This window comes from Chitinophaga sp. H8, assembly GCF_040567655.1.
Lineage (GTDB): Bacteria > Bacteroidota > Bacteroidia > Chitinophagales > Chitinophagaceae > Chitinophaga > Chitinophaga defluvii.
In genome coordinates, this window is the sequence record NZ_JBEXAC010000002.1 from 563,858 (window position 1) to 585,997 (window position 22,140).

Here is a 22,140-nt window from a genome sequence, read left to right on the forward strand (position 1 = left end):
TGTAATTCAGCTATTAAGACCACTCCTGTACTTCCTGTGTTGCGCCCTCTGCTGCCAGTTTCTTTTTGAGTGTTCTTTTGGATATAAAGATACTGATTTCATACAGCAAATACAGCGGTGTAAACACGAGCAGCTGATCTACGATATCCGGAGGGGTAATTACCGCTGCGAGTATCAGGATCACCACAATAGCATGCCTTCTGTACGCCCGCATAAAAGCGGGCGTTAAAATGCCGATTTTGGTAAGAAACAGTACCAGGATAGGTAATTCAAACAAAATCCCCATCCCCAATATGATCTGGGTCATTAACCCGAGGTAATCGTCTATAAAAAACTGGTTTACTGCTTTTTCTGTTACGGTATACCCAGCCAGGAAGTTGATGGTAAAAGGCGCCATCAGAAAGTAGGCGAATCCTATACCGAGGAAAAACTGAAAAGACACCCAAAAGATAATTCCCCGGGCATTTACCAGTTCTTTTTCCTTTAATGCAGGCTTAATAAAGCGCCACAGCTCATAGATGATATACGGGAAGGCGCATACCAATCCAATGATAAAAGCGAGCTTAAATTGCAGCATAATCTGCCCTACCATCTTTGCATTCAGGAACTGCACTTTTACCGGTGTAATACAAAGGGAATCGCCCATTCCTACCCAGTGACTCAGGTTACACAAAATCCTGTAGGAAGGGAAATCCGGGTTGGTAGGTCCGAATATCACAGCATCAAGGATTTCATTCGTGTACACAAACCCAAACACGCTGAACGCTACAATGGCTAACGCAGATCTGATAATATGCCACCTGAGGTCTTCCAGGTGGTCAAAGAAAGACATCTCAGCCTTATCGTTATTATTCTTGAAAATTTTCTTAAACATGTTTCTAAGGTCCAGCTGTGTTGAATACAATTACCCTTTTCAGGAGCACAAATATAGCAGATGAGTACAACAAATAACAGTGTAAATAAAGGGTTTTAATACTCTTTTAAGATTAGCGGAGACAAGGGGGTGTTTTTTTATATGGTTATGTACGGAGAAAAGCGCTATTACGGCTGTTTAGCGTCATAAAAAGCTTTATTGCAAAAAAGTGACGGCTGGAAGAAGAAACGATCGGTAAATGCAGGGGGGCTTGAAGCAGGGCCCCAAAAAGTGACCGTGTAAGCAATAACTGGTGGTATATGAAGAGCGCTTGAAGCAGGTCCCCAAAAAGTGACTGTGTAAGCAATAACTGGTGGTACATGAAGAGCGCTTGAAGCAGGTACCCAAAAAAGAGAATGAAAACAGCAACTATGGGTGAAAAAGAGAAGATGAAGTAGGGCCAAAAAAAGAGCCAGCCCGAGAAGAATCAAGAGCCGGCCTTTCATCCATTGTTTGTTAACCCCAAAAAAGTTGAATTCGAGAATGTCTTTGGCTTCCAGATCAGTGACTTACCTAATTGATGGCAAGCTTTCAGGATAAGTTGCGTTTCTGGTCGCTTTTATTTTATAATACAAAAATAACAAGAATTATGGTATAATCAATGTTGTAACAAATTTTTTTACATGCTTTTAACAAAAATCAAATCATTGTGTTACATCATCAGAAGCAAATGTATTAAATCTGTACTAATTTCCTACTACTTTTTTTTAAAAGGTGGGAATAGCTGAAAATTTCATCAACCTCTACATAATATTACAAAAAGCTGACTAAAGATTCCTATCAGACCTTTAGTTGATATACCGTAATGTCAAAAGTAAGGTTTTTATCTATACCAAAATCTTCATTTTTACCATTTCTATGCGCGTATCGGTCACATTTAGTATATCAAACTCATAATCATCAATAATGATGCGCTCTTTCAGCTTAGGAATTGTTTCATGATGATTGATAATATACCCGGAAAGTGTTTCGCTTTCGTCTTCGGGGAAGTCAAAACCATATCTTTCATTCAGATAATCCAGTTCCAGGCGGCCGGCAAAAATATATTCCTTCTCGGCTATCTGTTTTTCAACAAATTCTTCTTCATCATGTTCATCCTTAATATCTCCAAAGATTTCTTCCAGCACATCTTCTATGGTTACAATGCCTGCTGTTCCACCAAATTCATCTACTACCCAGGCAATACTTTTACGCTCTTTATTGAACTTGCTCAGCAGGTCAATAGCGCTCATGGTTTCCGGTACGGCCAGAATAGGGTGAATAATAGCGTTGATATCTTTCGGGGCCTTAAACATATCCAGCTGGTGGATATAGCCCAGAATGTTATCTATGCTCTGTTCGTAGATAATGATCTTAGACAGCTTGGTGTCCATAAACTTCTGTCTGGCATCTGCAATCGGGCTTTTCATCTCCAGGGCTTCAATTTCCTTGCGGGGAATCAGGCATCCTCTGATTTTAACATGTGCCAGTGACAATGCGTTTTCAAAAAGCTCCGTATTCAGGTCCTGCCCTTCAGAAAAATGCTGCTGGGATTGTTTGATAAAATGTTCCACATCTACGCGGGTAAATGCTTCACGGGACTCTGAAATACGTACGTTGAAAAGGTATTTAAGTATCCATTCGGAAATGGAAGCAAACAGGTTACCGATTACGTACAGTGGTTTTGCTATTACAGAAATGGGCAGCGCAAAAAAGCTCAGCAGGCTTTCCGGCCTGGAGCGGAAGATGGCTCTCGGGATAAAAAAGCCCAGGAATAACAGCAGCATACTGGCCAGCATTACTTCCAGAAACATCAGTAAGGGCATGGCCGAAGCACTTTCCGTTTTGGGCAATAGCCGTTCCCAGAGTGGCTGAAAAATGCCCGCAATCATAATACTGTATATCACAATCACGATGGAAAGTCCAATCAGGCTGGTGGTAAGAAAACGGGCGGGGTTTTCATTGAAGCTGGCTAAAATTTTACCAGTAGCCCTCCCCTGCTTCTTTTTAAGCTCAATACTCAGCTTGTTCACATTAGCGAATGCTGTTTCTATACCGGCAAAAAAACCAGCCAGCAGCAACAGGAAAGCAAGAATAATAATAGAATAACCGTCCATTGAAACAAAGATATATAAAATTGATCCACGGCCCTCCCTACTCACTGTCACCTGCCGGGGTTAGCAGCCGGGGACTATCTTCCGCATTACCGTATTGAAGATACGCTATCAGTTTAAAACTTGAACTGCTTGTATGAAAAATTATTGCGCCCTTGTCGCAGTACATGCATATAGCTGTATATCAGCTATTTAAGAAATCTGTTACCAACTTTTTTACGGCAGCATAAGCCACTTCCAGCTCATCATTTACCACAGTCTGATCAAATTCATCCGCAAAATTAAGTTCATAACGGGCTTTCCCCAGTCTTTCTTCCAGGGATGCCTGGGTTTCGGTACCACGATCACTCAAACGCTCGCGCAGGGCTTCAATAGAAGGGGGTTTAATAAAGATGGTCAAGGCACTTTCGTGGTACTTTTCTTTAATAGACAGGGCCCCCTTTACATCGATATCTATCATGGGTACCTGTTGGTTATCCCAGATACGTTTCAGCTCGCTTTTAAGGGTACCGTAATACTTCCCGGCGTACACCATCTCATATTCCGCAAAAGCATGTGCTTCAATTTTCTGATGAAAATCTTCTGCTGTAAGGAAATAATAATCCTTTCCATCTACTTCATTAGCACGGGGAGTACGGGTACTGGCTGAAATTGAAAATGCCAGCCGGGGCAATTCAGACAACAATCTTTTTACTATAGTGGTTTTACCCGCCCCGGAAGGCGCAGTAATAATGATGAGCTTGTTCATTAGCGGTTAGCTTTTAGCTATTAGCCGTTAGCCAGGTAGTTCTTTATTTGTTAATGAGCGGTATACAGCAGTTAGCTTTTAGCTATTAGCCGTTAGCCAGGTAGTTCGCCATTTGTTAGTGAGCGGTGAGCTTTTAACAGAAATGCCTGAACAGCAAATGCTAAAAGCTAATTGCTAAAAGCTAACAGCTCGCTACTATACTCTCTTAATATCCGCTCCCAGTTTTCTCAGGCGGTCGTCAATATATTGATAACCACGATCTATCTGGTCAATATTCTGAATAGTGCTTTTTCCTTCAGCGCTCAAGGCAGCGATCAGTAAGGAAACACCGGCGCGTATATCGGGCGATGACATGGTAATACCACGCAGCTGGTGCTGGCGGGCCAATCCGATCACTACAGCCCGGTGGGGGTCGCAGAGTACGATCTGTGCACCCATATCAATCAGTTTATCCACGAAGAACAAACGGCTTTCAAACATTTTCTGGTGGATCATCACGCTGCCTTTGGCCTGTGTAGCCACTACCAGTACAATACTGAGCAGGTCGGGGGTAAACCCTGGCCAGGGATGATCTGAGATGGTCAGGATGGAGCCGTCCAGGAAGGTTTGTATTTCGTAGGAGTCCTGGGAAGGAATATAGATATCATTACCCCGGAATTCCATTTGGATGCCCAGCTGGCTGAACTTCTCCGGGATGATACCCAGGTGTTCCACACCGGCATTTTTGATAGTGATTTCGCTTTGCGTCATGGCGGCCAATCCGATGAAAGAACCGATTTCTATCATATCGGGCAGCATGCTATGCTGGCAACCTTTGAGGGAAGTCACCCCTTCAATGGTGAGCAGGTTGGAGCCTACCCCGCTGATCCGTGCCCCCATGCTGTTCAGCATTTTACACAGTTGCTGGGTATATGGTTCACAGGCAGCATTATAGATGGTAGTGGTACCGGTAGCTAATACAGCTGCCATGATGATGTTGGCAGTACCAGTTACGGAGGGTTCGTCCAGGAGCATGTAAGTGCCTTTCAGCCCGGTTGTTTCCAGCCGGAAGAAATTATCATCCGCATCATAGACGAATTTTGCACCCAGCTTTTCAAAACCAATGATGTGGGTATCGAGGCGGCGGCGGCCGATTTTATCGCCTCCGGGTTTGGGAATATAGGCTTCTCCAAACCTGGCCAGTAACGGGCCTGCAATCATTACAGAACCTCTCAGCCTGCCGGATTTCTTTTTAAATTCGGGGCTTTGCAAATATTTCAGATCAATATTATCTGCCTGGAATTCGCAGACATCTCTGCTTATCCGGTTCACCTTCACACCGGTGTCGCCCAGTAATTCGATCAGCAGATTTACGTCTACAATATCCGGGATATTGCTGATGACCACTTTTTCGGGGGTCAGCAATACGGCACTGATAATCTGTAAAGCTTCGTTTTTGGCACCTTGGGGCGTAATTTCCCCCTTCAGGCGGTTGCCCCCTCTTACTTCAAAAGCGCTGCTCACTTATTCCTGTTTTTGTTGTTGTATTTGTTACTATGCTTATTGCTGTTATTATCCCTTTTTCCACCGCCGTTATTATCGCGCTTGAATTTGTTCTGCTGGAAAGTTTTGCGTTTGGGGCGGAAATGTTCTCCGCTGGCACCGAAGCCGGGAGTAGGCGTATGCGTAGCATGTGCAGCAGTACCGCCTCCACCGGGATGATATTCCAATGCACCATTGCTGATGGCTAACAATTCACCTTTGATGGCATCATCATGAACACTTTCTTTATGCCAGTTGCCATAAGCCAGTTTCATATAGTTGCCTATACATTGGGTAAAGCCTTCTTTTTTTTCAGGGCTTTCTTCTTCCAATGCTTTATTGATCACCATTTCCAGGTTTTTTCCAAAGTGCCTGTTTTTAGGGTATTTTTTAGGGTAAGGCAGTTTATCAGGTTTGGTACGGAGGGTTTCCTCTGTTGGAATGGGGTAAGGAGATTCCACGTTCAGGGTGAATCCGGAAATCAAAAACAGGTGGTCCCACAGTTTATGCCTGAAATCTTCCACATTCCTCAGGTGAGGGTTCAACGTACCCATCAGCTCAATGACAGCCATGGCATTACGTTGACGTTCTTCAGGATCTTCTATCGTCAGCAGATATTCTACCATCTTCTGGATATTCCTCCCATACTCTTTCATTATCAAGTAATTACGAGTGGTATTGTATTCCATTATTTTAATTTAAAGCTATATACTTTTTGTTGTCTGGTTTATTTTACGCGAAGAAACAAAGCCGGCAGTTTATGGAGAACATTCTTCTTGCCTTGAACTTGGTGTAAGCGGTTACCTCAATGGAGCGGTAAAAGCTATATGCAAACTTAATAAAAAATAGTCAATTAATATTTGCGTCTATTCCCCCATTGCCAGCCTGCCCCAGTTGTCGAGTTCTGCCGCTGTCCATAATTCGGGGAAGAAGATGATGCGCTTGTTTTTAGGAGGCAGGTACTGTTGCCAGTTGGTACCTCCGGTAGCAGCGATATCTTCCGGTTTTTTGTGCAGGTAGCGCACAGCAGATTTGTAATGCATCAGTGGCCACCTTACGTTGATGTTAAGATCATATTCTTTCAGCAGTGGCAGTACTTCCTGTTGTTCGGCTGGCGGCAACTGCTGATAACGTTGCTGCATATTGCAGTCTTTATACCGGGAGGCCAGTTCCAGGAAAGCGGGCATATATTTCATTTCAAACTGGCGCAGGGTAAGGGTTTTCTTACCGGTAGCCAGTTCCGTGGCCCCACTTCTCCAGTAGATATTTTCCAGTAATATTTTCAGGTCGGCCGTATTGATCGTCTGGCGTTGTTGTTCATATACCAGGTTGACCAGGCTGGTAGAGCAAATTTCCACCATACGGAATTGTCCGCTCTGAAATCCGCTGGCGGGCAGCAATGCCATTCTGAATTGCAGGAATTGCTGTTTATCCATACCGTCTACCATGATTTCAAAAGAATGTACCAGGTTGCGGAAGTAGTTATTAATGCGCCGGATCTGGGTTTTGAAGATGTCGGCCGTTAATACCGGTGCATGGCAGATTTGTTCAATAGCCTGCAGGGACAGTTTGAAATACAGTTCTGTGATCTGATGATAAATGATGAAAATGTTTTCATCAGGAAATGGCGTACGGGGGTGCTGCAGGTTAAGCAAAACATCCAGTTGGATATAATCCCAGTAAGTAAGATAATCTGCATACAGCAGGCCATCCAGGTATGAGGACAGGTCCTGTCCCATCGCCGAATATTTTTCTTCCAGCCGTTTTATCTTTTCGGCAATTTCAGGTGTAACCATAAACAAGATTACGTCATTTCTTTATTCATTCCGCAGATGCAGGCATCCTGGTATAAATAAAAGGCTGGAAGACGGATAGCAGCAGCCGGAAGTTATTCTACCACGTTAATGGTACGATAGAAACTCTCTTCCAGAGAAATCAGGGTTTCGGTTCTTTCAATACCCTTGATTTTCTGCAATTCATCATGCAGGATACGTCTGAGCTGGGTAATATCTTTACAGATAATCTCAGCAAACATGCTGTAGCTGCCGGTAGTATAATTAAGGCGTACCATTTCCGGTATTTTCCTTAATTCTTTAGCTACGGTGTCATACATGGAGCTTTTTTCGAGATAAATCCCAATAAAGGCAATTACATCATAGCCAATCATTTTTAAATCCACATGTAATTTTGTACCTTTAACTATACCCAATTCCTGGAGTTTCTTCATCCTTACATGGATAGTACCACCGGAAACAAAGAGCTTCTTACCAAGATCGGCATATGAGATTTCAGCATTATGCATCATTTCGCTGATTATCTGTAAATCCAGTTTGTCAATATTCAAATTGTGACTCATTTTTACAATTTGTTTTTGATGGTTTTAAAGTTATATGCAAATATTTAAAAAAAATCGAAATTTCAAAAATTTTTCTTAAAAAATTTGCAAGAAATACCCCGTATCTTTAGATTTGCATCATAATCAGTATTGAAAACGATTAATCAGGCAGCAAATTAAGCTTTACTTCTTGTGTTTTTGGATTCAACTGATCAAAATTTGATACTGTGGGATGATGGAATTGGCAGACATGCCCTCTTGTCTCGGGGGTGGGGAGTCCAGGATAAACATAGCATAATGGGTTGACCACTAATCTTATTTGTGCTAAGGCTAACTGCCCCGTGAAGGTTCGAATCCTTCTCCTACAGCTAAAAAAGGCGCTTAGATCTTCGGATTCAGGCGCCTTTTTCTTTTTAGCTATTAGCTGTTAGCTCAATGTAGCGGGTAAAAAGCGATTAGCCATTAGCTGAATGCAGCGAGCGATTAGAATAGGTTAAAATTGTATCAGGTTACTATTTTTATCATCCCCTGTTTTATAGCCTTTTATGCTCTATCTATGCTTTAACTATGCTCTAACTATGCTTTAACCATGCTCTGACCATGCCTCAAAACAGCTTTTAGCTGAATACAGGGAGTATTTAAAGTAGGAGTGCCTATACTTTTTAAACACTTCTACCATACTCTACTATAGCGTAACCCTACTTATACCCTTTAGCACCTTTACCATACTTCCCTCCCATTTTTACTTACAGGCCCCCAGCCCTCCATTCGCTGCATTTAAGCTAATAGCTAACTGCTAACTGCTAATCGCTCTTTCCACGCTGCATTTAAGCTAAAGGCTAATAGCTAACAGCTCTTTTATACCACAAAGGCTCCTAGTTAAAAGCTATATAAAAGCTTACTTTTGCACCTCATGGGACAGAATAAATTACAACGTTTTGCAGAGATTGCCACTTTCCCCAATGTGCTTATATATCCGGAGGGGATGCAAGGCAAGTGGCACCATCATTTTAAAAACACACATCCTGTTACGCTGGAACTTGCTTGTGGAAAAGGAGATTATACCCTGGGGCTGGCGCGCATTTTTCCTGACAGGAACTTTATAGGGGTAGATCTGAAGGGCAACCGTATCTGGAAAGGAGCGAAGACAGCCCTGGAAACACCGCTTCCCAACGTGGCATTTTTACGGACCCAGATAGATAAGCTGGACAATTATTTTGCGGCCGGAGAGATTGAGGAAATATGGATTACTTTTCCGGACCCGTTTTTGCGTAATTCAAAAGCTAAGAAAAGATTAACGCATCCCAAATTCCTGCAGTTGTATCAGCCACTGCTGGCCAAGGGAGCTACGATCAATCTGAAAACGGATTCTCCGGAATTGTATGCATTTACCCTGGAAGCAATAGCTGCCAGCGGATGTACGTTAATAGAAAACGTTCCAGATGTGTATGCGTTGCCGGAAGTGCCTCCATTGTTGCAGATCCAGACCTTTTATGAAGGGATGCACCTGGCCGACAGACGTACCATTCGTTTTATCAAATTTTCACTGCCATCCGTGCCACTTGACTGGCGCAGCATAAAACTGCCTTCTGATGAAGTCACCGCTGATAGAGGGGATTGATTTTTATTACAACGGTGATGGCTATATGGTATTTACCGAAAAATATCATCTTGACAGGGGGCATTGCTGTGGCAATGGCTGTAAACATTGTCCTTTTGAATATGAAAAAGTACCCGCAGAAAAAAGAGAAAAACTCCTTGCCAGGCGAAGAGAAGAACAGCAGTGAGGCAGCAAAGCCCGCTTCTTTTTTTGAGGTAGTATACAAGCTGGTAAGAAAAGTACCCAAAGGGAGGGTCACCACTTATGGCGCCATAGCAGAAGCTGCCGGCATACGTCTGAGTGCCCGTATGGTAGGATGGGCCATGAATGGTGCAGGCAGGGTACGCCCCGCGGTACCTGCACACCGGGTGGTAAACCGTAATGGCATGCTGAGTGGTAAACAGCATTTTGCTACCCCCACCCTGATGGAGGAACTGCTGGCCCAGGAAGGCATTATTGTAAAGAATGATAAAATAGAAAATTTTAAAGCGGTATATTGGGAACCAGGAAGCCCCAAAACCAAAAGTAAAAAGTGATACTGCGTATTGTTTTCCTGTTTTCACCTTTTCACCCCTAAATTTGCAGCATGTCTATTCTTAAATTAAAGCTAGACCAGGACCAGTTGGTGGAAGACTTTTTTGATTCCACCCATTTGATAGGTATTGTGTCTACTGCCAGGGATTACCAGGTATGCTGGCAAATAAACAGGCATTTGTTCTGCGACTTCCGCGTTAATAATTCATTGGAAATCAGACTTACTAAAAGTAACCGCTCCTTTCATTTTACCGTATTTGAATTTCTGGAGCCTACCAACTCCGTTTCTCATTATCTGTATAACAATCACTGCCAGGCCGAGTTTTTATTGCCAGAGCTAAAGAACATTGATTATTTGTGGATGGTCAAGGGTGATTATTACCAATTACAGGATGTGAGAAAATTAATCGAGCAATTACGGGGTGTGGGGGTTGTACAATTAGTATCTTTATTGGATATTAGAGAAATCAAGAATAAGATGAATCTTATTTTTTAGGATAGGCCAACGATTCAACAGACAGGAATACAATTGATAATTACCAAAATCACCCGATGAGCCCCCGGTTCATATGCAAAATAATAATATGTGGACAAACGAAAACAATCAGCTTCACCGCTCTTTTCAGTTTAAAGATTTCAGGGAAGCATTTGCGTTTATGACCCGTGTAGCATTAACCGCTGAAAAAATGGATCATCATCCGTACTGGACCAATGTATACAATAAGGTAGATATTTATCTGAACACACACGATGCCGGCAATATAGTTACTGCAAAAGATCACGCATTGGCCAAAGCAATAGATGATTTGTTATAAAAATTTATGCACTACACAGTGAAGCGCATTTGCTTAATGCTGCTATTGTGCTGTTATTTCATAGGAACATTTGCTCAGATACAGGCGGAAGACACCCTGGCGATTGACCTGGGAGCTGCACCTGATAAGCTTGATGTAAGGCCCTATATATATAGCCTGGAAGATAACGGCAAACAGTTAACGGTAGCACAATTATCCCAACTTGCTTTTACAAAAAACAGCCAGTTGTTTCATCAGCAGAAAAAGAGTAACAGCAGTACCCATAACTGCTGGTTAAAGCTGCACGTAAAAAACACAGGGAATAAAGACACCAGCCTGATCTTCTTCACCGGCTGGCATGATTACCTTTACTGGTATGTACAATCAGGGAAGGATTGGCAACTATTAACGCAAACGGGGCTGATCCTCGATAATGGTGGTGTGGAAAGATGGGAACGTTTTGGTTTGCCTTTAACAGTGCCGGCCGGACAAACCCGCACCTTTCTCTTACATATCATTAATAAATCCTACAACGAAAATGCATTGATGCCAGTGCTGCTCAATACGCCTGAATATATAAAATTCCGTAACGAGCAGCTGAATCATTACCGTAAGGAAGCGATTGTCATCTTTGTATTGCTGGGGATGCTCCTGGTATTTATGAGCATTTCCATTATCAACTATATCCAGCTGCCGGACCGGTCTTATCTGTATTTTGCAGCATACATACTGGGCCTGATCATCTTTTTTGCATTACGGCTGGAAAACAAGCCTTACCAGATTTCTTTTTTTTACCGATGGCCGTTATTTAAATACTATTGGGATATTCCGGCACTGTTATTTTGTTTTTACCTCACCTATCTTCTTTTTGGTAATGCCTTTTTAAACCTGAAAGAGCGATACCCTTTCATGGAAAGGGCATTTACCTGGGTAGCCATTACCGTAGCGGGGCTTATTGCAGTATGTATTTTCAGTATACACCAGGGACAGTACCAGATACCCGTCATTATTTACAGCTATGTATACTTTGGCACCCTGCTGCCATTGCTCGCAGTATTTGTGGCACTGGCGCGACGTTCCCGCCATCACCCGCTGGTACGCTTTTTCCTCTTCGGTTCCCTTTGTCTGTACCTGGCCTGCTTCGGCTCTTTCTTATTGCATTTAGGGCCACTGGGTTTGGAAAGTGCGCTGGGCGAGCTGGCCTCTCCCACTATGTTACTGATATTAGGTGTACTACTGCAGGCCATGTTCTTTTTAGCTGGTCTTAGTTATCGTAATAAACTGGTACACCATGAAAGAACCAGGACACAGGAATTACTCATCAAACAGCTGAACAAAAACAAAGAGCTGCAACATAAGCTCAATGAACAACTGGAAGAGCTGGTGAAAGAACAAACCACTGAAATATTACGTAAGAAACAGGAGCTGGAAGAGCAACGCAAAATACAACTGGAGATTGAGTATGATAAAAAACTGACGGAAATTGAGCTAAAGGCGATCCGGGCACAGATTAACCCGCACTTCATTTTCAACTGCCTGAATTCTATTCAGCTGTTTGTGATGCAGCGGGATTATGAGTATGCACAGAAATATCTTTCTGACTTTTCCTATCTCATCCGCAAAACACTGGATTTTTCCCGGCGCAATTTTATTTCCCTTGCAGATGAGATCATGTATCTGAATACTTATCTGGGGCTGGAAAAGATGCGTTTTGAAAACAAGATGGAATATGAAATTATTGTAGATCCAGCCATTGCTACGGCAGAGCTGGAAATTCCTGCGATGCTGCTGCAGCCATATGTAGAAAATGCCGTAAAACATGGGATGACCAACCCCAGTCAGCCTATCGGCCAGTTACACATCAAATTCAACCAGGTAGCCTCTGATATGCTGGAATGTATCATTGAAGACAATGGGATAGGCATTGCACAATCCAAAGCCTTACGTACACTACCTAAACATCATCAGTCGTCCGGTATGGAAATCAGCTTTAACCGGGCAGAATTACTGAACAAAATGTACAATACAGGTATCCATATAGAAATTATAGACAAATCGGGCCATAACTTCACAGAAAGTGGTACTATTGTAAAGATTTTAATTCCACAGCTATAGCCAGCACCCCTTTTCCTTATATACGTTTATGATAAAAGCAATTATTATAGATGACGAAAGAAACAGCCGCGATATAATAGCCCTGATGCTAGAAAAATATTGCCCCGAAGTAGAGATCACGGCTACTGCGTCTGACTGTGTGGATGGTATTGAAAAGATCCGGGAACACCAGCCCCAACTGGTTTTTCTTGACCTGGAAATGCCTGATGGTACAGGCTTCGATGTATTAATTGGCACCCAGAAAGAAATACCTTTTGAAGCAGTGTTTGTAACTGCTTTTGAAAAACGGTTCCTGCATACCATCCGGTTCAGCGAAGTAGAGCTTATCCTCAAACCTATTGATAAGGAAAGCCTGCTGCAGGCTGTGAACACGATCTCTGCACGTATTCATAATAATACCAGCAAACATCGTTATCAGGTATTGCTGGACAATTTCAACAAGGGGAAAAATGCTTCCTGGCAGTTACTGATCCCAGCCGATAACGGGCAGGAGGTAACGGTACCGCTGCCCGCTATTGAGTACCTGGAAGCCAACCTGGAGAAATGCACGTTTAACCTGGATAGCGGCGCCGTGATCCATGCCGAACGCCCCTTCCGGTATTATGCCGACCTGTTTACCCCACTTCGCTTTTACCAGGTTAATAATATGCAGATGATACAATTATCCCATATCAGTCATATTGCCAATGATACGGGTAAAATTGTGCTCAAAAGCGGTACTGCACTGGAAACTACAGAACGGCGCAAGAAGGATTTGCTGAGTAAATTATAATGAAATACCCCACCCTTTTAAAATATTACTAATTTTTCCAGCCCCATTTTTAAAATCATTCAATTTCCTGCTACTTTCCCGGCAGGTTGTTCCGGAACAAGCCTTCTTTTTCATAAGTTCTTCATTTATATGGAAGTATAAAATCATCTTGTATAAAAAAAGTTGGCTCGCATATCATTTTGTATGTACTTTTGACTCTCCTAACGAATTAGTCAGATCGTCAGGTAAGTATTAAAATCCAACATCTATGGCAGAACCGGATCATAAGAAAATAATGATACTGGAAGCAGCATTAAAGCGTTTTAAGCGCTTTGGGCTGTCTAAAACTACCATGGAAGAAATAGCCAGGGACCTGGATATTTCAAAAGGCTCTTTGTATTACTATTTTACGGATAAGGAATCCATTTATGTGGCCGTGGTGGAAAACATCATTGCAACCTGTTTTCAGGATATGTCGCAATACCTGGAGCAAGACGTGACCATTCTGCAGATTATGGATAAATACCTGGCATTGAAGGAAAAAATGCTGCTGGAGTACCATTTTCTTTTTGGCATTAATGAATGGATAAAAGAAACGCCTTCCACTTTTATGCGGCAGGTGATTGAGCTATTACAGGATGTGGAAATATCCTTTCTGTCGGCCTGGATCCGCAAGGGCATCGCTACCGGAGAATTATCAGACAAGTATGATCCTGACACTACGGCTCCCCTGCTGGTACATGTACTGTTCGGGCTGTGGGTAGTATGGTGCAAATGGCAGGCATCCGGTTTTGATCCTTATGATAGTAAACAGCTTAAACTGTTTATGGAAAGAGAAAAACAGGTACTGATTATATTTTTTAATGGCTTACGATATCAACCAACTTTTTAACATCTGAATGGCTTTAAGTAGTATGTAGAACCAAAGAACAAGCGAACAGTTTTAATGAATATTAAATTTGACGAAAGATGAAAAAGTTGATTGTTATGACCGCACTGGCACTGTTTGGTGCACAGTTTGCAAAAGCTCAGTTTTCAAAAGGTGATGTATTATTAGGTGGTAATCTGAATGTATCTACTTCTTCCAATAAAGTAGATGGCGCAGATAAAAAAGCAACTGCTACCAGTTTTGGCATCAGCCCTAAAGTGGGTGTAGCATTGAATGAAACCTGGATGATCGGTGTTTTTGCTGAAACCAGATTTGGTTCTTCCAAAGATGTACTGGATGTAAAAACCAAGACTACTGCTATTACACCAGGTGTATTTGTTCGTAACTACCACATGATAGGCAACAGTAATTTTGCTTTCTTTGGTGAAGCAAATGCAGCTTATAACTACGAGCAGAACAAAAAAGCCGACAAGAAGATCAATGATGTAAATGGTTTCAAAGTAGCCGTTGCACCTGGTATCAGCTACTTCATTACCAAGAAATTCATGGTAGAAGGTATGTTTGGCGGTATCAGCTATGCTTATGATGTAACTAAGGCTGCTGACGGTGGCGCTAAAGTTAAAGGCAGCAATTTCAACTTTGATTTCCCTAAAGAATTCAAAGTGGGTGTAAACTTTATCTTCTAATCAGGAAATTTTTACACAACTAATAGTTTAAAAAAGCACTGCGTACAGCAGTGCTTTTTTTATTTCCACCCCAACCAGATCAGGTATCCCTCCAGCAGTTCACATAAGGTTTGTGCGCCCTGACACGACCACTATTCTCCTCATAATCAGCTTATTACAGTTATTTCACAAAGTTGGCAGTATTTTGGCATTAACTAATTAAATGAATTAAATATCATGTATATGCGAACACGAGACAACTGTATCATCCTGACAGCTTTAATAACCGGGATATTTCTGAGTGGATGTGTAAGTACGCATCAAGGAGGAAACCCTCATGGTATGCCGCCCGGGCAGGCAAAAAAAGTATATGGCACTAAATCAGCCAAACCATTTGCACCAGGTCAACAGAAGAAAGTAAAAAATTACAACGATTATAATGACTAATAAAAAAAGCCAGACAGTGTCTGGCTTTTTTTATTAAATATTGCACATCACTTACTTAGTGATTCATGGAAATCAGGAATTCTTCATTGCTCTTTGTACCACGCATATGCTGCAGCATAAAGTTCATAGACTCTTCCGTATTCATATCACCCAGGTGATTCCGGAGGATATGCAGCCTTTTCAGGGTATCTCTGTCTACCAGCAGATCATCACGACGGGTAGAGGATGCAGATACATCAATAGCCGGGAATATACGTCTGTTAGCCAGCTTGCGATCCAGCAGGAGCTCCATGTTACCGGTACCTTTAAACTCTTCAAAGATCACCTCATCCATTTTGGAACCGGTATCTATCAAAGCAGTAGCCAGGATGGTTAAGGAACCACCATGTTCTATCTTACGGGCAGCCCCAAAGAACTGTTTTGGTTTTTGCATGGCATTAGCTTCCACACCACCACTCAACACTTTACCGGAGGCAGGTGCCACGGTATTATGTGCTCTTGCCAAACGGGTGATAGAGTCGAGCAGGATAACTACATCATGGCCGCATTCTACCAAACGTTTTGCTTTTTGCAGCGCGATAGCAGAAACCTTTACGTGTTTTTCAGCTGGTTCATCAAACGTAGAAGCAATTACTTCCGCTTTTACGCTACGTTCCATATCAGTTACCTCTTCCGGGCGTTCATCAATCAGTACTACCATCAGGTATATTTCCGGGTGGTTGGTAGCAATTGCGTTGGCCACTTCTTTCAGCAACATGGTTTTACCCACTTTAGGCTGCGCTACGATCAGACCACGCTGGCCTTTACCGATAGGGGTAAAAAGGTCCATGATACGGGTAGAGTAGTTATTGGAAGCGGTAGTTAATCTTAATTTTTCGAAAGGGAACAGCGGTGTCAGATAATCGAACGGAACACGGTCGCGCACTTCATCCGGCTGTTTGTTATTAATCGTTTCCACTTTCAGTAAAGCGAAATACTTTTCACCTTCTTTAGGTGGGCGTACTGCCCCTTTTACCGTATCTCCAGTTTTAAGACCAAACAATTTGATCTGAGAGGGAGAAACGTAAATATCGTCCGGGGAACTGAGATAGTTATAGTCAGAAGAGCGGAGGAAACCATATCCATCAGGCATCATTTCCAATACACCTTCGCTGACAATTATACCATCAAATTCTATATTAAAAGCGGGTTCTTTTTTAGGGAAGCGGGGTTTTTGTGTTGGGATTACCGGTTCTTCAGGCAATACAAAATCATCATCATCATCGTCTTCTTCCTCTTCCTCTGCTACTACTGCCGCTTCCGGCTCTTCATCTTCTGTAAATGATGGTAATACAATATCATCATCATCATCGAAAGTAAGGGAAGGGATACTATCCAGGTCTATATCAAAGTCTTTTGCTTTGGGTTTAGGAGCAACGTTCACTTCCGGTTCTGCTTCTTTGGTTTTGCCACCGGTGGTTTTTTTGCCACGTTTTGCGGCGGGTTTTTCTTCTGCTGGTGCTGGTTCTTCAGCAACGGGCGTTTCGTCTTTCTTTACAGGTTTGCGTTTGCGTCCTCTTTTTTCTTCGCCGTTGGCCGGGTTATTATCTTCTGAGGCCATTACTGCTTGTTTATCAAGGATTTTGTAGATAAGGTCCTGTTTGTTCAGTTTTTTAGCGTTGGGAACATCCAGCTTCTCTGCAATATCAAGCAGCTCCGGAACGAGCATGTCGTTCAATTGTAAGATGTCGTACATCATCTGTGTTGTCAAATTTTAGAAGTGTTGTGAGGCGGGTACCACTGCATACCAACATACACCAATTACAAATAATTGTTTTGAGTTCAATAAATTTACTTAGGTTATAAATCTGATAGGGAACTTGATTGAGTTTAGGACTGCTGAAGAAGATGGAAACTTAAACTTAATCAGACAGATTGTAACGCAAGATTAAAACAAGTTTTATTATTCTCCAAAAAAATTCTTTTCACATCTCGGCCCCTGTTGCGCCCAAGCGGCTGCCGGGTACCCACAAATGCGCCCGCGTCCTGCTTTTCAGGGCCTTATTCTTTGGGGAGAAACCACCAGCAAGCCATGTGTTAAAGTTTCCCTAATGCCCGGTTACCCGTAAATAACCCCGGTATCCGGCTATAAAAAACGGGTTGGGAAACCGGCAATTACCTGCTGCAACCTATCGGTACATTTGTTATTTTTGCAAACCTTTAAATAAATAAATCATCTTTTTATGAGCCAAAGAGTGAAAGTCAAGCAGATTTTGTCGGCCGACAAAACGCATTACGAAGTAACGGTAAAAGGTTGGGTGCGTTCTTTTCGCAACAATCAGTTTATAGCGTTAAACGATGGCTCTACTAATAATAATCTGCAAATAGTTATTGCTGCGGAAAATACCGACCCTGCCCTGCTGAAAAGAATCACTACCGGCGCGGCTATCAGCGCCACCGGGGAAATCATTCCTTCCCTGGGTAAAGGGCAGAAAGTAGAGCTCAAAGCCAGCACACTGGAAATACTGGGCGATTGTGATCCTGAAAAGTATCCTTTACAGCTGAAAAATAAGCCCAGCCTAGAATACCTGCGGGAAATAGCGCACCTGCGCTTCCGTACCAATACCTTTGGTGCTATATTCCGTGTACGCCATACACTGGCCTTTGCGGTACATAAATTCTTTAACGACAGGGGGTTTGTATATCTCCACACCCCTATTATCACCGCTTCAGATGCCGAAGGTGCCGGCGAAATGTTCCGGGTCACCTCGCTGGATCTGAAGAACCCGCCGTTAACACCGGCAGGCGATATCGATTTTAAAGAAGATTTCTTTGGCCGTTCCACCAACCTGACCGTATCCGGCCAGCTGGAGGGAGAACTGGGAGCAATGGCCTTTGGCGATATCTACACCTTTGGGCCTACTTTCCGGGCCGAAAACTCTAATACTGCCCGTCACCTGGCAGAATTCTGGATGATAGAGCCGGAAATGGCCTTTTATGAACTGAAAGATAACATGGACCTGGCAGAGGCCTTTATCAAGTATGTTATCGGCTACGCACTGGAACACAACCGGGAAGACCTGGAATTCCTGGCACAGCGGCTTATAGAAGAAGAAAAGCAGAAGCCACAGCAGGAACGCAGTGAAATGGGCCTGGTAGAAAAACTGGAGTTTGTGCTGAATAACGAATTCATGCGGCTTACCTATACAGATGCCATCCATATTCTGAAAGACAGCAAACCTAACAAGAACAAGAAGTTCCAATACCTGATCGAAGAATGGGGTGCTGATCTCCAAAGTGAGCACGAACGCTATCTGGTAGAAAAACACTTTAAGAAGCCTGTGATCCTGACCGATTACCCTAAGGCGATTAAATCATTCTACATGAAGCAGAATGAAGATGGTAAAACGGTAAAAGCCATGGACATCCTCTTCCCCGGTATCGGCGAAATAGTAGGTGGTTCCCAAAGGGAAGAAAACTACGACAAACTGGTGGCCCGTATGGAGGAATTACACCTGCCCGTTGAAGAAATGAGCTGGTACCTGGATACCCGCCGTTACGGCTCCTGCCCGCATTCCGGATTTGGTCTTGGCTTTGAAAGACTGGTATTATTTGTTACCGGTATGGGTAATATCCGCGATGTAATACCTTTCCCACGCACGCCCAAAAGTGCAGAATTTTAGGACTTCTCCCTGTCCGGCCCCATAATGGCCCAGGCAGGGTGCATATAATACTGAAAGCAGTCTCCTTCCCGGAGGCTGCTTTTTTTATGTTTGCCTGTTACTATTTCTTTGCGCCCCGCTCATCATTTCTGATGAGTTGACAAACCATCTTTATGGAATTTCTTTCCTGCTGCATCTCTATGAATGAAAGCGCTTTCCACTATCATTTTTCGTATACTATAAACTGTTAGTTATGGCTGAAATGAACATACAACAAAGGGGGAGAAAGGGCAGCATCCGGAATAATAAAAAGTCTACCCGTGTAGACATGACACCCATGGTGGATCTGGGTTTCCTGTTGATTACCTTTTTTATGCTCACCACCGCGCTTTCCCAACCTAAAACCATGAACCTGCTGATGCCACGGAGTGATGGTCCCCCTTCTCCCTTACCTGCCAGCAAGGCACTTACTGTTTTATTGGGATCCAACAACCGTATTGCTTACTATGAGGGACTGGGTGATGATCAGACACAACCACCCCAGGTAAAGTATGCCAGCTTCTCCAATGCCCAGGGTATCCGGGATATCATAAACACCAAAAAACAGCAGGTACTCCTGCAATATGGTAAAAACGAGTTGATGGTACTCATCAAAGCTACCGCAGCTGCCAATTATAAAAATGTGGTAGACATCATGGATGAAATGCTCATCAACCATATTGACCGGTATGCCATTGTAGATATCACCCCAGCAGAGCAGGATTATCTGAAATAACATCCTATACCTGCCGCTATTTATGATGCGGATAACAGTGATGAGGAAGATACTCACGACCAGTATATTCCTCATTGCTTTTCCCTACCTTTAATACTCCAAAACAATTTATTATGGCTACCCAACAATCCATTCCTTTTGTGGACCTGGCAGACTTCACCTCTGGCAATGCCAGCCTTAAAGCAGCGTTTGTACAGCAATTAGGTAAGGCATATGAAGAAGTAGGTTTTGTTGCCGTTAAAAATCACGGCATCCCCGATGCCCTTATTGCCGACCTGTACAAATACGTACAACAGTTTTTTGCATTGCCATCGGCTACCAAATACGCTTACGAAATACCTGAATTAGCAGGGCAGCGTGGCTATACCTCTTTTGGTAAGGAGCATGCCAAGGGATATGATGCACCAGACTTAAAAGAGTTTTTCCAGTTTGGGCAAACCGTGGAAGATAAAGATGCTATTGCCGAAGAATATCCTCCCAATGTGCAGGTAAAAGAAGTGCCTGCTTTTACGCCTACCTTTTTTGAAGCTTACAGAGGGTTTGAAAAATCAGGCAAATATTTATTGCAGGCCATTGCCTTGTATCTCGGACTTGATGAGCATTATTTTGATGAGAAAATACATAATGGCAATTCTATATTACGCGCGATACATTATCCGCCTATTACGCAGGAACCCAAGTCTGCTATCCGTGCAGAACAACATGAAGACATCAATCTCATCACCTTGCTGGTAGGCGCTTCTGCTGATGGTCTTCAAATTTTGGACAAACAAAACAACTGGGTACCTGTCACTTCTTTACCAGAGCAAATTGTGGTGAATGTAGGCGATATGTTGCAGCGCCTTACCAATAACCGGCTCAAATCCACTACTCACCGGGTAGTAAATCCTCCCCGTGAAAAGTGGCATACTTCCAGGTATTCCATTCCCTTCTTTTTACATCCCAAATCCAATATGAAGCTGGATTGCCTGGAGAGCTGTGTTACAGCAACACACCCCTTACAATATGAGCCTATTACCGCCGGAGCATATCTTGATGAACGTTTAAGAGAAATCGGGCTGAAGAAATAGGGACAGGGTATATTGTCCCTTCTACAATCTTTTATTATGGCTGCTTTGCTGCGACAGCATGCTGTTGTTGGGTTTGCCCAGTACAGCATCATTACCCTTCAGTAAACTACTGAAATAGCCAGCTACCTGTGCCGGCATGATAAAGCTACTGTCTGGCATATTGAGGAAATAAGTATGCTTCCATTTTACGAGGTCATGAAAATTGACATACATCGCATTCGTTGCTCTTGGCTTCCGGATCTTTTCGCCTAGTTGCTTTTTCATGGTTAAGAAATGGGCACCCTTGAGCTGAAAATCTTTCCGGTTATAGTGGATGTATACCTTGTTGGCGAAATTAATTTGTTCTACCCATCTGGCATGATGTTTTTGTGGAACACAGGCCGCATTGATCACTACATTATCTATGAAAGGGAAGCTATTCAATTCACTGACCGGTTCATGCAGCATCATTTGTTCTAAAATAATGTTGCCCATACTATGAAAAAAAGCAGATAGCTTGTTTCCCGTTAGCCACGGCGCATGTTGCTGGCGGGCCTGTTGTAATTGTTTCAGGAGGGCAAAATACTGTGCAGCAGATAATGCAGCATTTTCCCTGGCAAATCTGAAATTACGGGAAGGCCGGTAGGTAGTATTAATACTGGCATAGTCAAACATAATTACATTTACCTGGTATTGTGTGCTCATCAGTAATGCCCGTTCCACATTCGATGTAAAAATCTTACCCATCCCTTCCGCATATACCACCAGGTCTTTTTTTGCAGGCAGCAGCGCCATTACTTCCTCTAAACTCGCCCCCTGATATACTTTCCATTTGCCTTCCTGCTTTTCGAGCAGTAAATACTTCAGGGCGCAGGTATCTACAAACTCATCTACAAAACGGAGGCTATCCGGTTGCACATGCCGGTTAGTCACAAATACCAGGCAGGTATCTGAATGAGCCGGCTGTAGCTGGCTGCTCTGGAAATCAAAATTGGACCAATAGGCATCACTGTTATAATGGGATAATTGCGCCTGGGAAATAGTGGCTATAGATAACAAGAATAATATCAGGAAATGCTTCATGTACCTTTTTTTGTCTTGATGATCCCTTTATGTTTTATCGCCAGGCCGGTATCATTATCTGGCATATACATTAGAACATTTAAAATACAACGTCCAAACAGCCACTGTTGTTCTCTTTCCCGGCAGAAATATTGCAAGTATTGTGCCCGCTTTGCCTGCTGTATGCGAATGAAAATTGCGGGTTATG

At 42.9% G+C, this 22,140-nt stretch carries 22 protein-coding genes; 13 read left to right on the top strand and 9 right to left on the bottom strand.

The window, feature by feature from the left end; genetic code table 11:
- Positions 1–13: 13 nt before the first annotated feature.
- The 7 genes from tatC to ABR189_RS16160 form a co-directional block, all read right to left on the bottom strand.
- Complete coding sequence (gene tatC, locus ABR189_RS16130; RefSeq protein ID WP_354661482.1) at positions 14–874, bottom strand: twin-arginine translocase subunit TatC; 861 nt, start codon at positions 872–874, stop codon at positions 14–16.
- 866 nt (positions 875–1,740) lie between these two features.
- On the bottom strand, positions 1,741–3,009 hold the full coding sequence (locus ABR189_RS16135; RefSeq protein WP_354661483.1) for a hemolysin family protein: 1,269 nt from the start codon (positions 3,007–3,009) through the stop codon (positions 1,741–1,743).
- Between the two features lie 181 nt (positions 3,010–3,190).
- Positions 3,191–3,754, bottom strand: a complete 564-nt coding sequence (gene gmk / locus ABR189_RS16140) for a guanylate kinase (RefSeq protein ID WP_354661484.1) — start codon at positions 3,752–3,754, stop codon at positions 3,191–3,193.
- Positions 3,755–3,949: 195 nt separating this feature from the next.
- Positions 3,950–5,257 (bottom strand): UDP-N-acetylglucosamine 1-carboxyvinyltransferase, encoded by a 1,308-nt coding sequence (murA, locus tag ABR189_RS16145; RefSeq protein ID WP_354661485.1) that lies wholly within the window; start codon positions 5,255–5,257, stop codon positions 3,950–3,952.
- Entirely contained in the window at positions 5,254–5,931 is a 678-nt protein-coding gene (locus tag ABR189_RS16150; protein ID WP_435575328.1) for a DUF4290 domain-containing protein, read from the bottom strand. The genes murA and ABR189_RS16150 overlap by 4 nt, the downstream gene beginning before the upstream one ends.
- A 210-nt stretch (positions 5,932–6,141) precedes the next feature.
- Positions 6,142–7,071, bottom strand: a complete 930-nt coding sequence (locus tag ABR189_RS16155; protein ID WP_354661487.1) for a tryptophan 2,3-dioxygenase family protein — start codon at positions 7,069–7,071, stop codon at positions 6,142–6,144.
- Between the two features lie 92 nt (positions 7,072–7,163).
- The gene (locus ABR189_RS16160; protein ID WP_012788686.1) at positions 7,164–7,631 is read right to left on the bottom strand and encodes an Lrp/AsnC ligand binding domain-containing protein; all 468 of its coding nucleotides are present in this window, start codon (positions 7,629–7,631) and stop codon (positions 7,164–7,166) included.
- A gap of 892 nt (positions 7,632–8,523) precedes the next feature.
- On the opposite strand from ABR189_RS16160, the gene trmB reads away from it, so the two are divergent.
- The 10 genes from trmB to ABR189_RS16210 all read left to right on the top strand — a co-directional run bounded on the left by trmB (position 8,524) and on the right by ABR189_RS16210 (position 15,405).
- Complete coding sequence (gene trmB, locus ABR189_RS16165) at positions 8,524–9,231, top strand: tRNA (guanosine(46)-N7)-methyltransferase TrmB (protein WP_354661488.1); 708 nt, start codon at positions 8,524–8,526, stop codon at positions 9,229–9,231.
- Positions 9,203–9,397, top strand: coding sequence for a C1orf53 family protein (locus ABR189_RS16170; protein ID WP_354661489.1), 195 nt, complete (start codon positions 9,203–9,205; stop codon positions 9,395–9,397). The genes trmB and ABR189_RS16170 overlap by 29 nt, the downstream gene beginning before the upstream one ends.
- Positions 9,333–9,746 (top strand): MGMT family protein, encoded by a 414-nt coding sequence (locus ABR189_RS16175; RefSeq protein ID WP_354661490.1) that lies wholly within the window; start codon positions 9,333–9,335, stop codon positions 9,744–9,746. The genes ABR189_RS16170 and ABR189_RS16175 overlap by 65 nt, the downstream gene beginning before the upstream one ends.
- 50 nt (positions 9,747–9,796) lie before the next feature.
- Positions 9,797–10,240 carry an IPExxxVDY family protein gene (locus ABR189_RS16180; protein ID WP_354661491.1) on the top strand — a complete coding sequence of 148 codons (444 nt, stop codon included), beginning with the start codon at positions 9,797–9,799 and terminating at the stop codon, positions 10,238–10,240.
- Positions 10,241–10,313: 73 nt separating this feature from the next.
- Positions 10,314–10,559: a 4a-hydroxytetrahydrobiopterin dehydratase gene (locus ABR189_RS16185; RefSeq protein ID WP_354661492.1), complete on the top strand. Its 246-nt coding sequence runs from the start codon at positions 10,314–10,316 to the stop codon at positions 10,557–10,559.
- 18 nt (positions 10,560–10,577) lie between these two features.
- Complete coding sequence (locus tag ABR189_RS16190) at positions 10,578–12,653, top strand: histidine kinase (protein WP_354661493.1); 2,076 nt, start codon at positions 10,578–10,580, stop codon at positions 12,651–12,653.
- Positions 12,654–12,681: 28 nt separating this feature from the next.
- On the top strand, positions 12,682–13,425 hold the full coding sequence (locus tag ABR189_RS16195) for a LytR/AlgR family response regulator transcription factor (RefSeq protein ID WP_354661494.1): 744 nt from the start codon (positions 12,682–12,684) through the stop codon (positions 13,423–13,425).
- 247 nt (positions 13,426–13,672) lie between these two features.
- Entirely contained in the window at positions 13,673–14,296 is a 624-nt protein-coding gene (locus ABR189_RS16200) for a TetR/AcrR family transcriptional regulator (RefSeq protein WP_354661495.1), read from the top strand.
- A 77-nt stretch (positions 14,297–14,373) separates the two neighbouring features.
- Positions 14,374–14,979: an outer membrane beta-barrel protein gene (locus ABR189_RS16205; RefSeq protein WP_354661496.1), complete on the top strand. Its 606-nt coding sequence runs from the start codon at positions 14,374–14,376 to the stop codon at positions 14,977–14,979.
- A 222-nt stretch (positions 14,980–15,201) separates the two neighbouring features.
- Positions 15,202–15,405 carry a hypothetical protein gene (locus tag ABR189_RS16210; protein WP_354661497.1) on the top strand — a complete coding sequence of 68 codons (204 nt, stop codon included), beginning with the start codon at positions 15,202–15,204 and terminating at the stop codon, positions 15,403–15,405.
- Between the two features lie 55 nt (positions 15,406–15,460).
- On the opposite strand, the gene rho is transcribed toward ABR189_RS16210, so the two are convergent.
- Positions 15,461–17,140, bottom strand: coding sequence for a transcription termination factor Rho (gene rho, locus ABR189_RS16215; RefSeq protein ID WP_435575341.1), 1,680 nt, complete (start codon positions 17,138–17,140; stop codon positions 15,461–15,463).
- A gap of 487 nt (positions 17,141–17,627) precedes the next feature.
- On the opposite strand from rho, the gene asnS reads away from it, so the two are divergent.
- The 3 genes from asnS (at position 17,628) to ABR189_RS16230 (ending at position 20,891) form a co-directional block, all read left to right on the top strand.
- Entirely contained in the window at positions 17,628–19,067 is a 1,440-nt protein-coding gene (gene asnS / locus ABR189_RS16220) for an asparagine--tRNA ligase (protein WP_354661499.1), read from the top strand.
- A gap of 232 nt (positions 19,068–19,299) precedes the next feature.
- Positions 19,300–19,821, top strand: coding sequence for an ExbD/TolR family protein (locus tag ABR189_RS16225; RefSeq protein WP_354661500.1), 522 nt, complete (start codon positions 19,300–19,302; stop codon positions 19,819–19,821).
- Between the two features lie 113 nt (positions 19,822–19,934).
- Complete coding sequence (locus ABR189_RS16230) at positions 19,935–20,891, top strand: isopenicillin N synthase family dioxygenase (RefSeq protein WP_354661501.1); 957 nt, start codon at positions 19,935–19,937, stop codon at positions 20,889–20,891.
- Between the two features lie 21 nt (positions 20,892–20,912).
- Here ABR189_RS16230 and ABR189_RS16235 read toward each other — a convergent pair whose 3' ends face one another.
- Positions 20,913–21,953 carry a hypothetical protein gene (locus ABR189_RS16235; RefSeq protein ID WP_354661502.1) on the bottom strand — a complete coding sequence of 347 codons (1,041 nt, stop codon included), beginning with the start codon at positions 21,951–21,953 and terminating at the stop codon, positions 20,913–20,915.
- Positions 21,954–22,140: the final 187 nt, after the last annotated feature.

Bases quoted from the DNA above. Each gene is read 5' to 3' on its own strand.
- tatC (WP_354661482.1), bottom strand. From the start codon at position 874: ATGTTTAAGAAAATTTTCAAGAATAATAACGATAAGGCTGAGATGTCT.
- ABR189_RS16135 (WP_354661483.1), bottom strand. From the start codon at position 3,009: ATGGACGGTTATTCTATTATTATTCTTGCTTTCCTGTTGCTGCTGGCT.
- gmk (WP_354661484.1), bottom strand. From the start codon at position 3,754: ATGAACAAGCTCATCATTATTACTGCGCCTTCCGGGGCGGGTAAAACC.
- ABR189_RS16150 (WP_435575328.1), bottom strand. From the start codon at position 5,931: ATGAAAGAGTATGGGAGGAATATCCAGAAGATGGTAGAATATCTGCTG.
- ABR189_RS16155 (WP_354661487.1), bottom strand. From the start codon at position 7,071: ATGGTTACACCTGAAATTGCCGAAAAGATAAAACGGCTGGAAGAAAAA.
- ABR189_RS16160 (WP_012788686.1), bottom strand. From the start codon at position 7,631: ATGAGTCACAATTTGAATATTGACAAACTGGATTTACAGATAATCAGC.
- trmB (WP_354661488.1), top strand. From the start codon at position 8,524: ATGGGACAGAATAAATTACAACGTTTTGCAGAGATTGCCACTTTCCCC.
- ABR189_RS16170 (WP_354661489.1), top strand. From the start codon at position 9,203: ATGAAGTCACCGCTGATAGAGGGGATTGATTTTTATTACAACGGTGAT.
- ABR189_RS16175 (WP_354661490.1), top strand. From the start codon at position 9,333: ATGAAAAAGTACCCGCAGAAAAAAGAGAAAAACTCCTTGCCAGGCGAA.
- ABR189_RS16180 (WP_354661491.1), top strand. From the start codon at position 9,797: ATGTCTATTCTTAAATTAAAGCTAGACCAGGACCAGTTGGTGGAAGAC.
- ABR189_RS16185 (WP_354661492.1), top strand. From the start codon at position 10,314: ATGCAAAATAATAATATGTGGACAAACGAAAACAATCAGCTTCACCGC.
- ABR189_RS16195 (WP_354661494.1), top strand. From the start codon at position 12,682: ATGATAAAAGCAATTATTATAGATGACGAAAGAAACAGCCGCGATATA.
- ABR189_RS16200 (WP_354661495.1), top strand. From the start codon at position 13,673: ATGGCAGAACCGGATCATAAGAAAATAATGATACTGGAAGCAGCATTA.
- ABR189_RS16205 (WP_354661496.1), top strand. From the start codon at position 14,374: ATGAAAAAGTTGATTGTTATGACCGCACTGGCACTGTTTGGTGCACAG.
- ABR189_RS16210 (WP_354661497.1), top strand. From the start codon at position 15,202: ATGCGAACACGAGACAACTGTATCATCCTGACAGCTTTAATAACCGGG.
- rho (WP_435575341.1), bottom strand. From the start codon at position 17,140: ATGTACGACATCTTACAATTGAACGACATGCTCGTTCCGGAGCTGCTT.
- asnS (WP_354661499.1), top strand. From the start codon at position 17,628: ATGAGCCAAAGAGTGAAAGTCAAGCAGATTTTGTCGGCCGACAAAACG.
- ABR189_RS16225 (WP_354661500.1), top strand. From the start codon at position 19,300: ATGGCTGAAATGAACATACAACAAAGGGGGAGAAAGGGCAGCATCCGG.
- ABR189_RS16230 (WP_354661501.1), top strand. From the start codon at position 19,935: ATGGCTACCCAACAATCCATTCCTTTTGTGGACCTGGCAGACTTCACC.
- ABR189_RS16235 (WP_354661502.1), bottom strand. From the start codon at position 21,953: ATGAAGCATTTCCTGATATTATTCTTGTTATCTATAGCCACTATTTCC.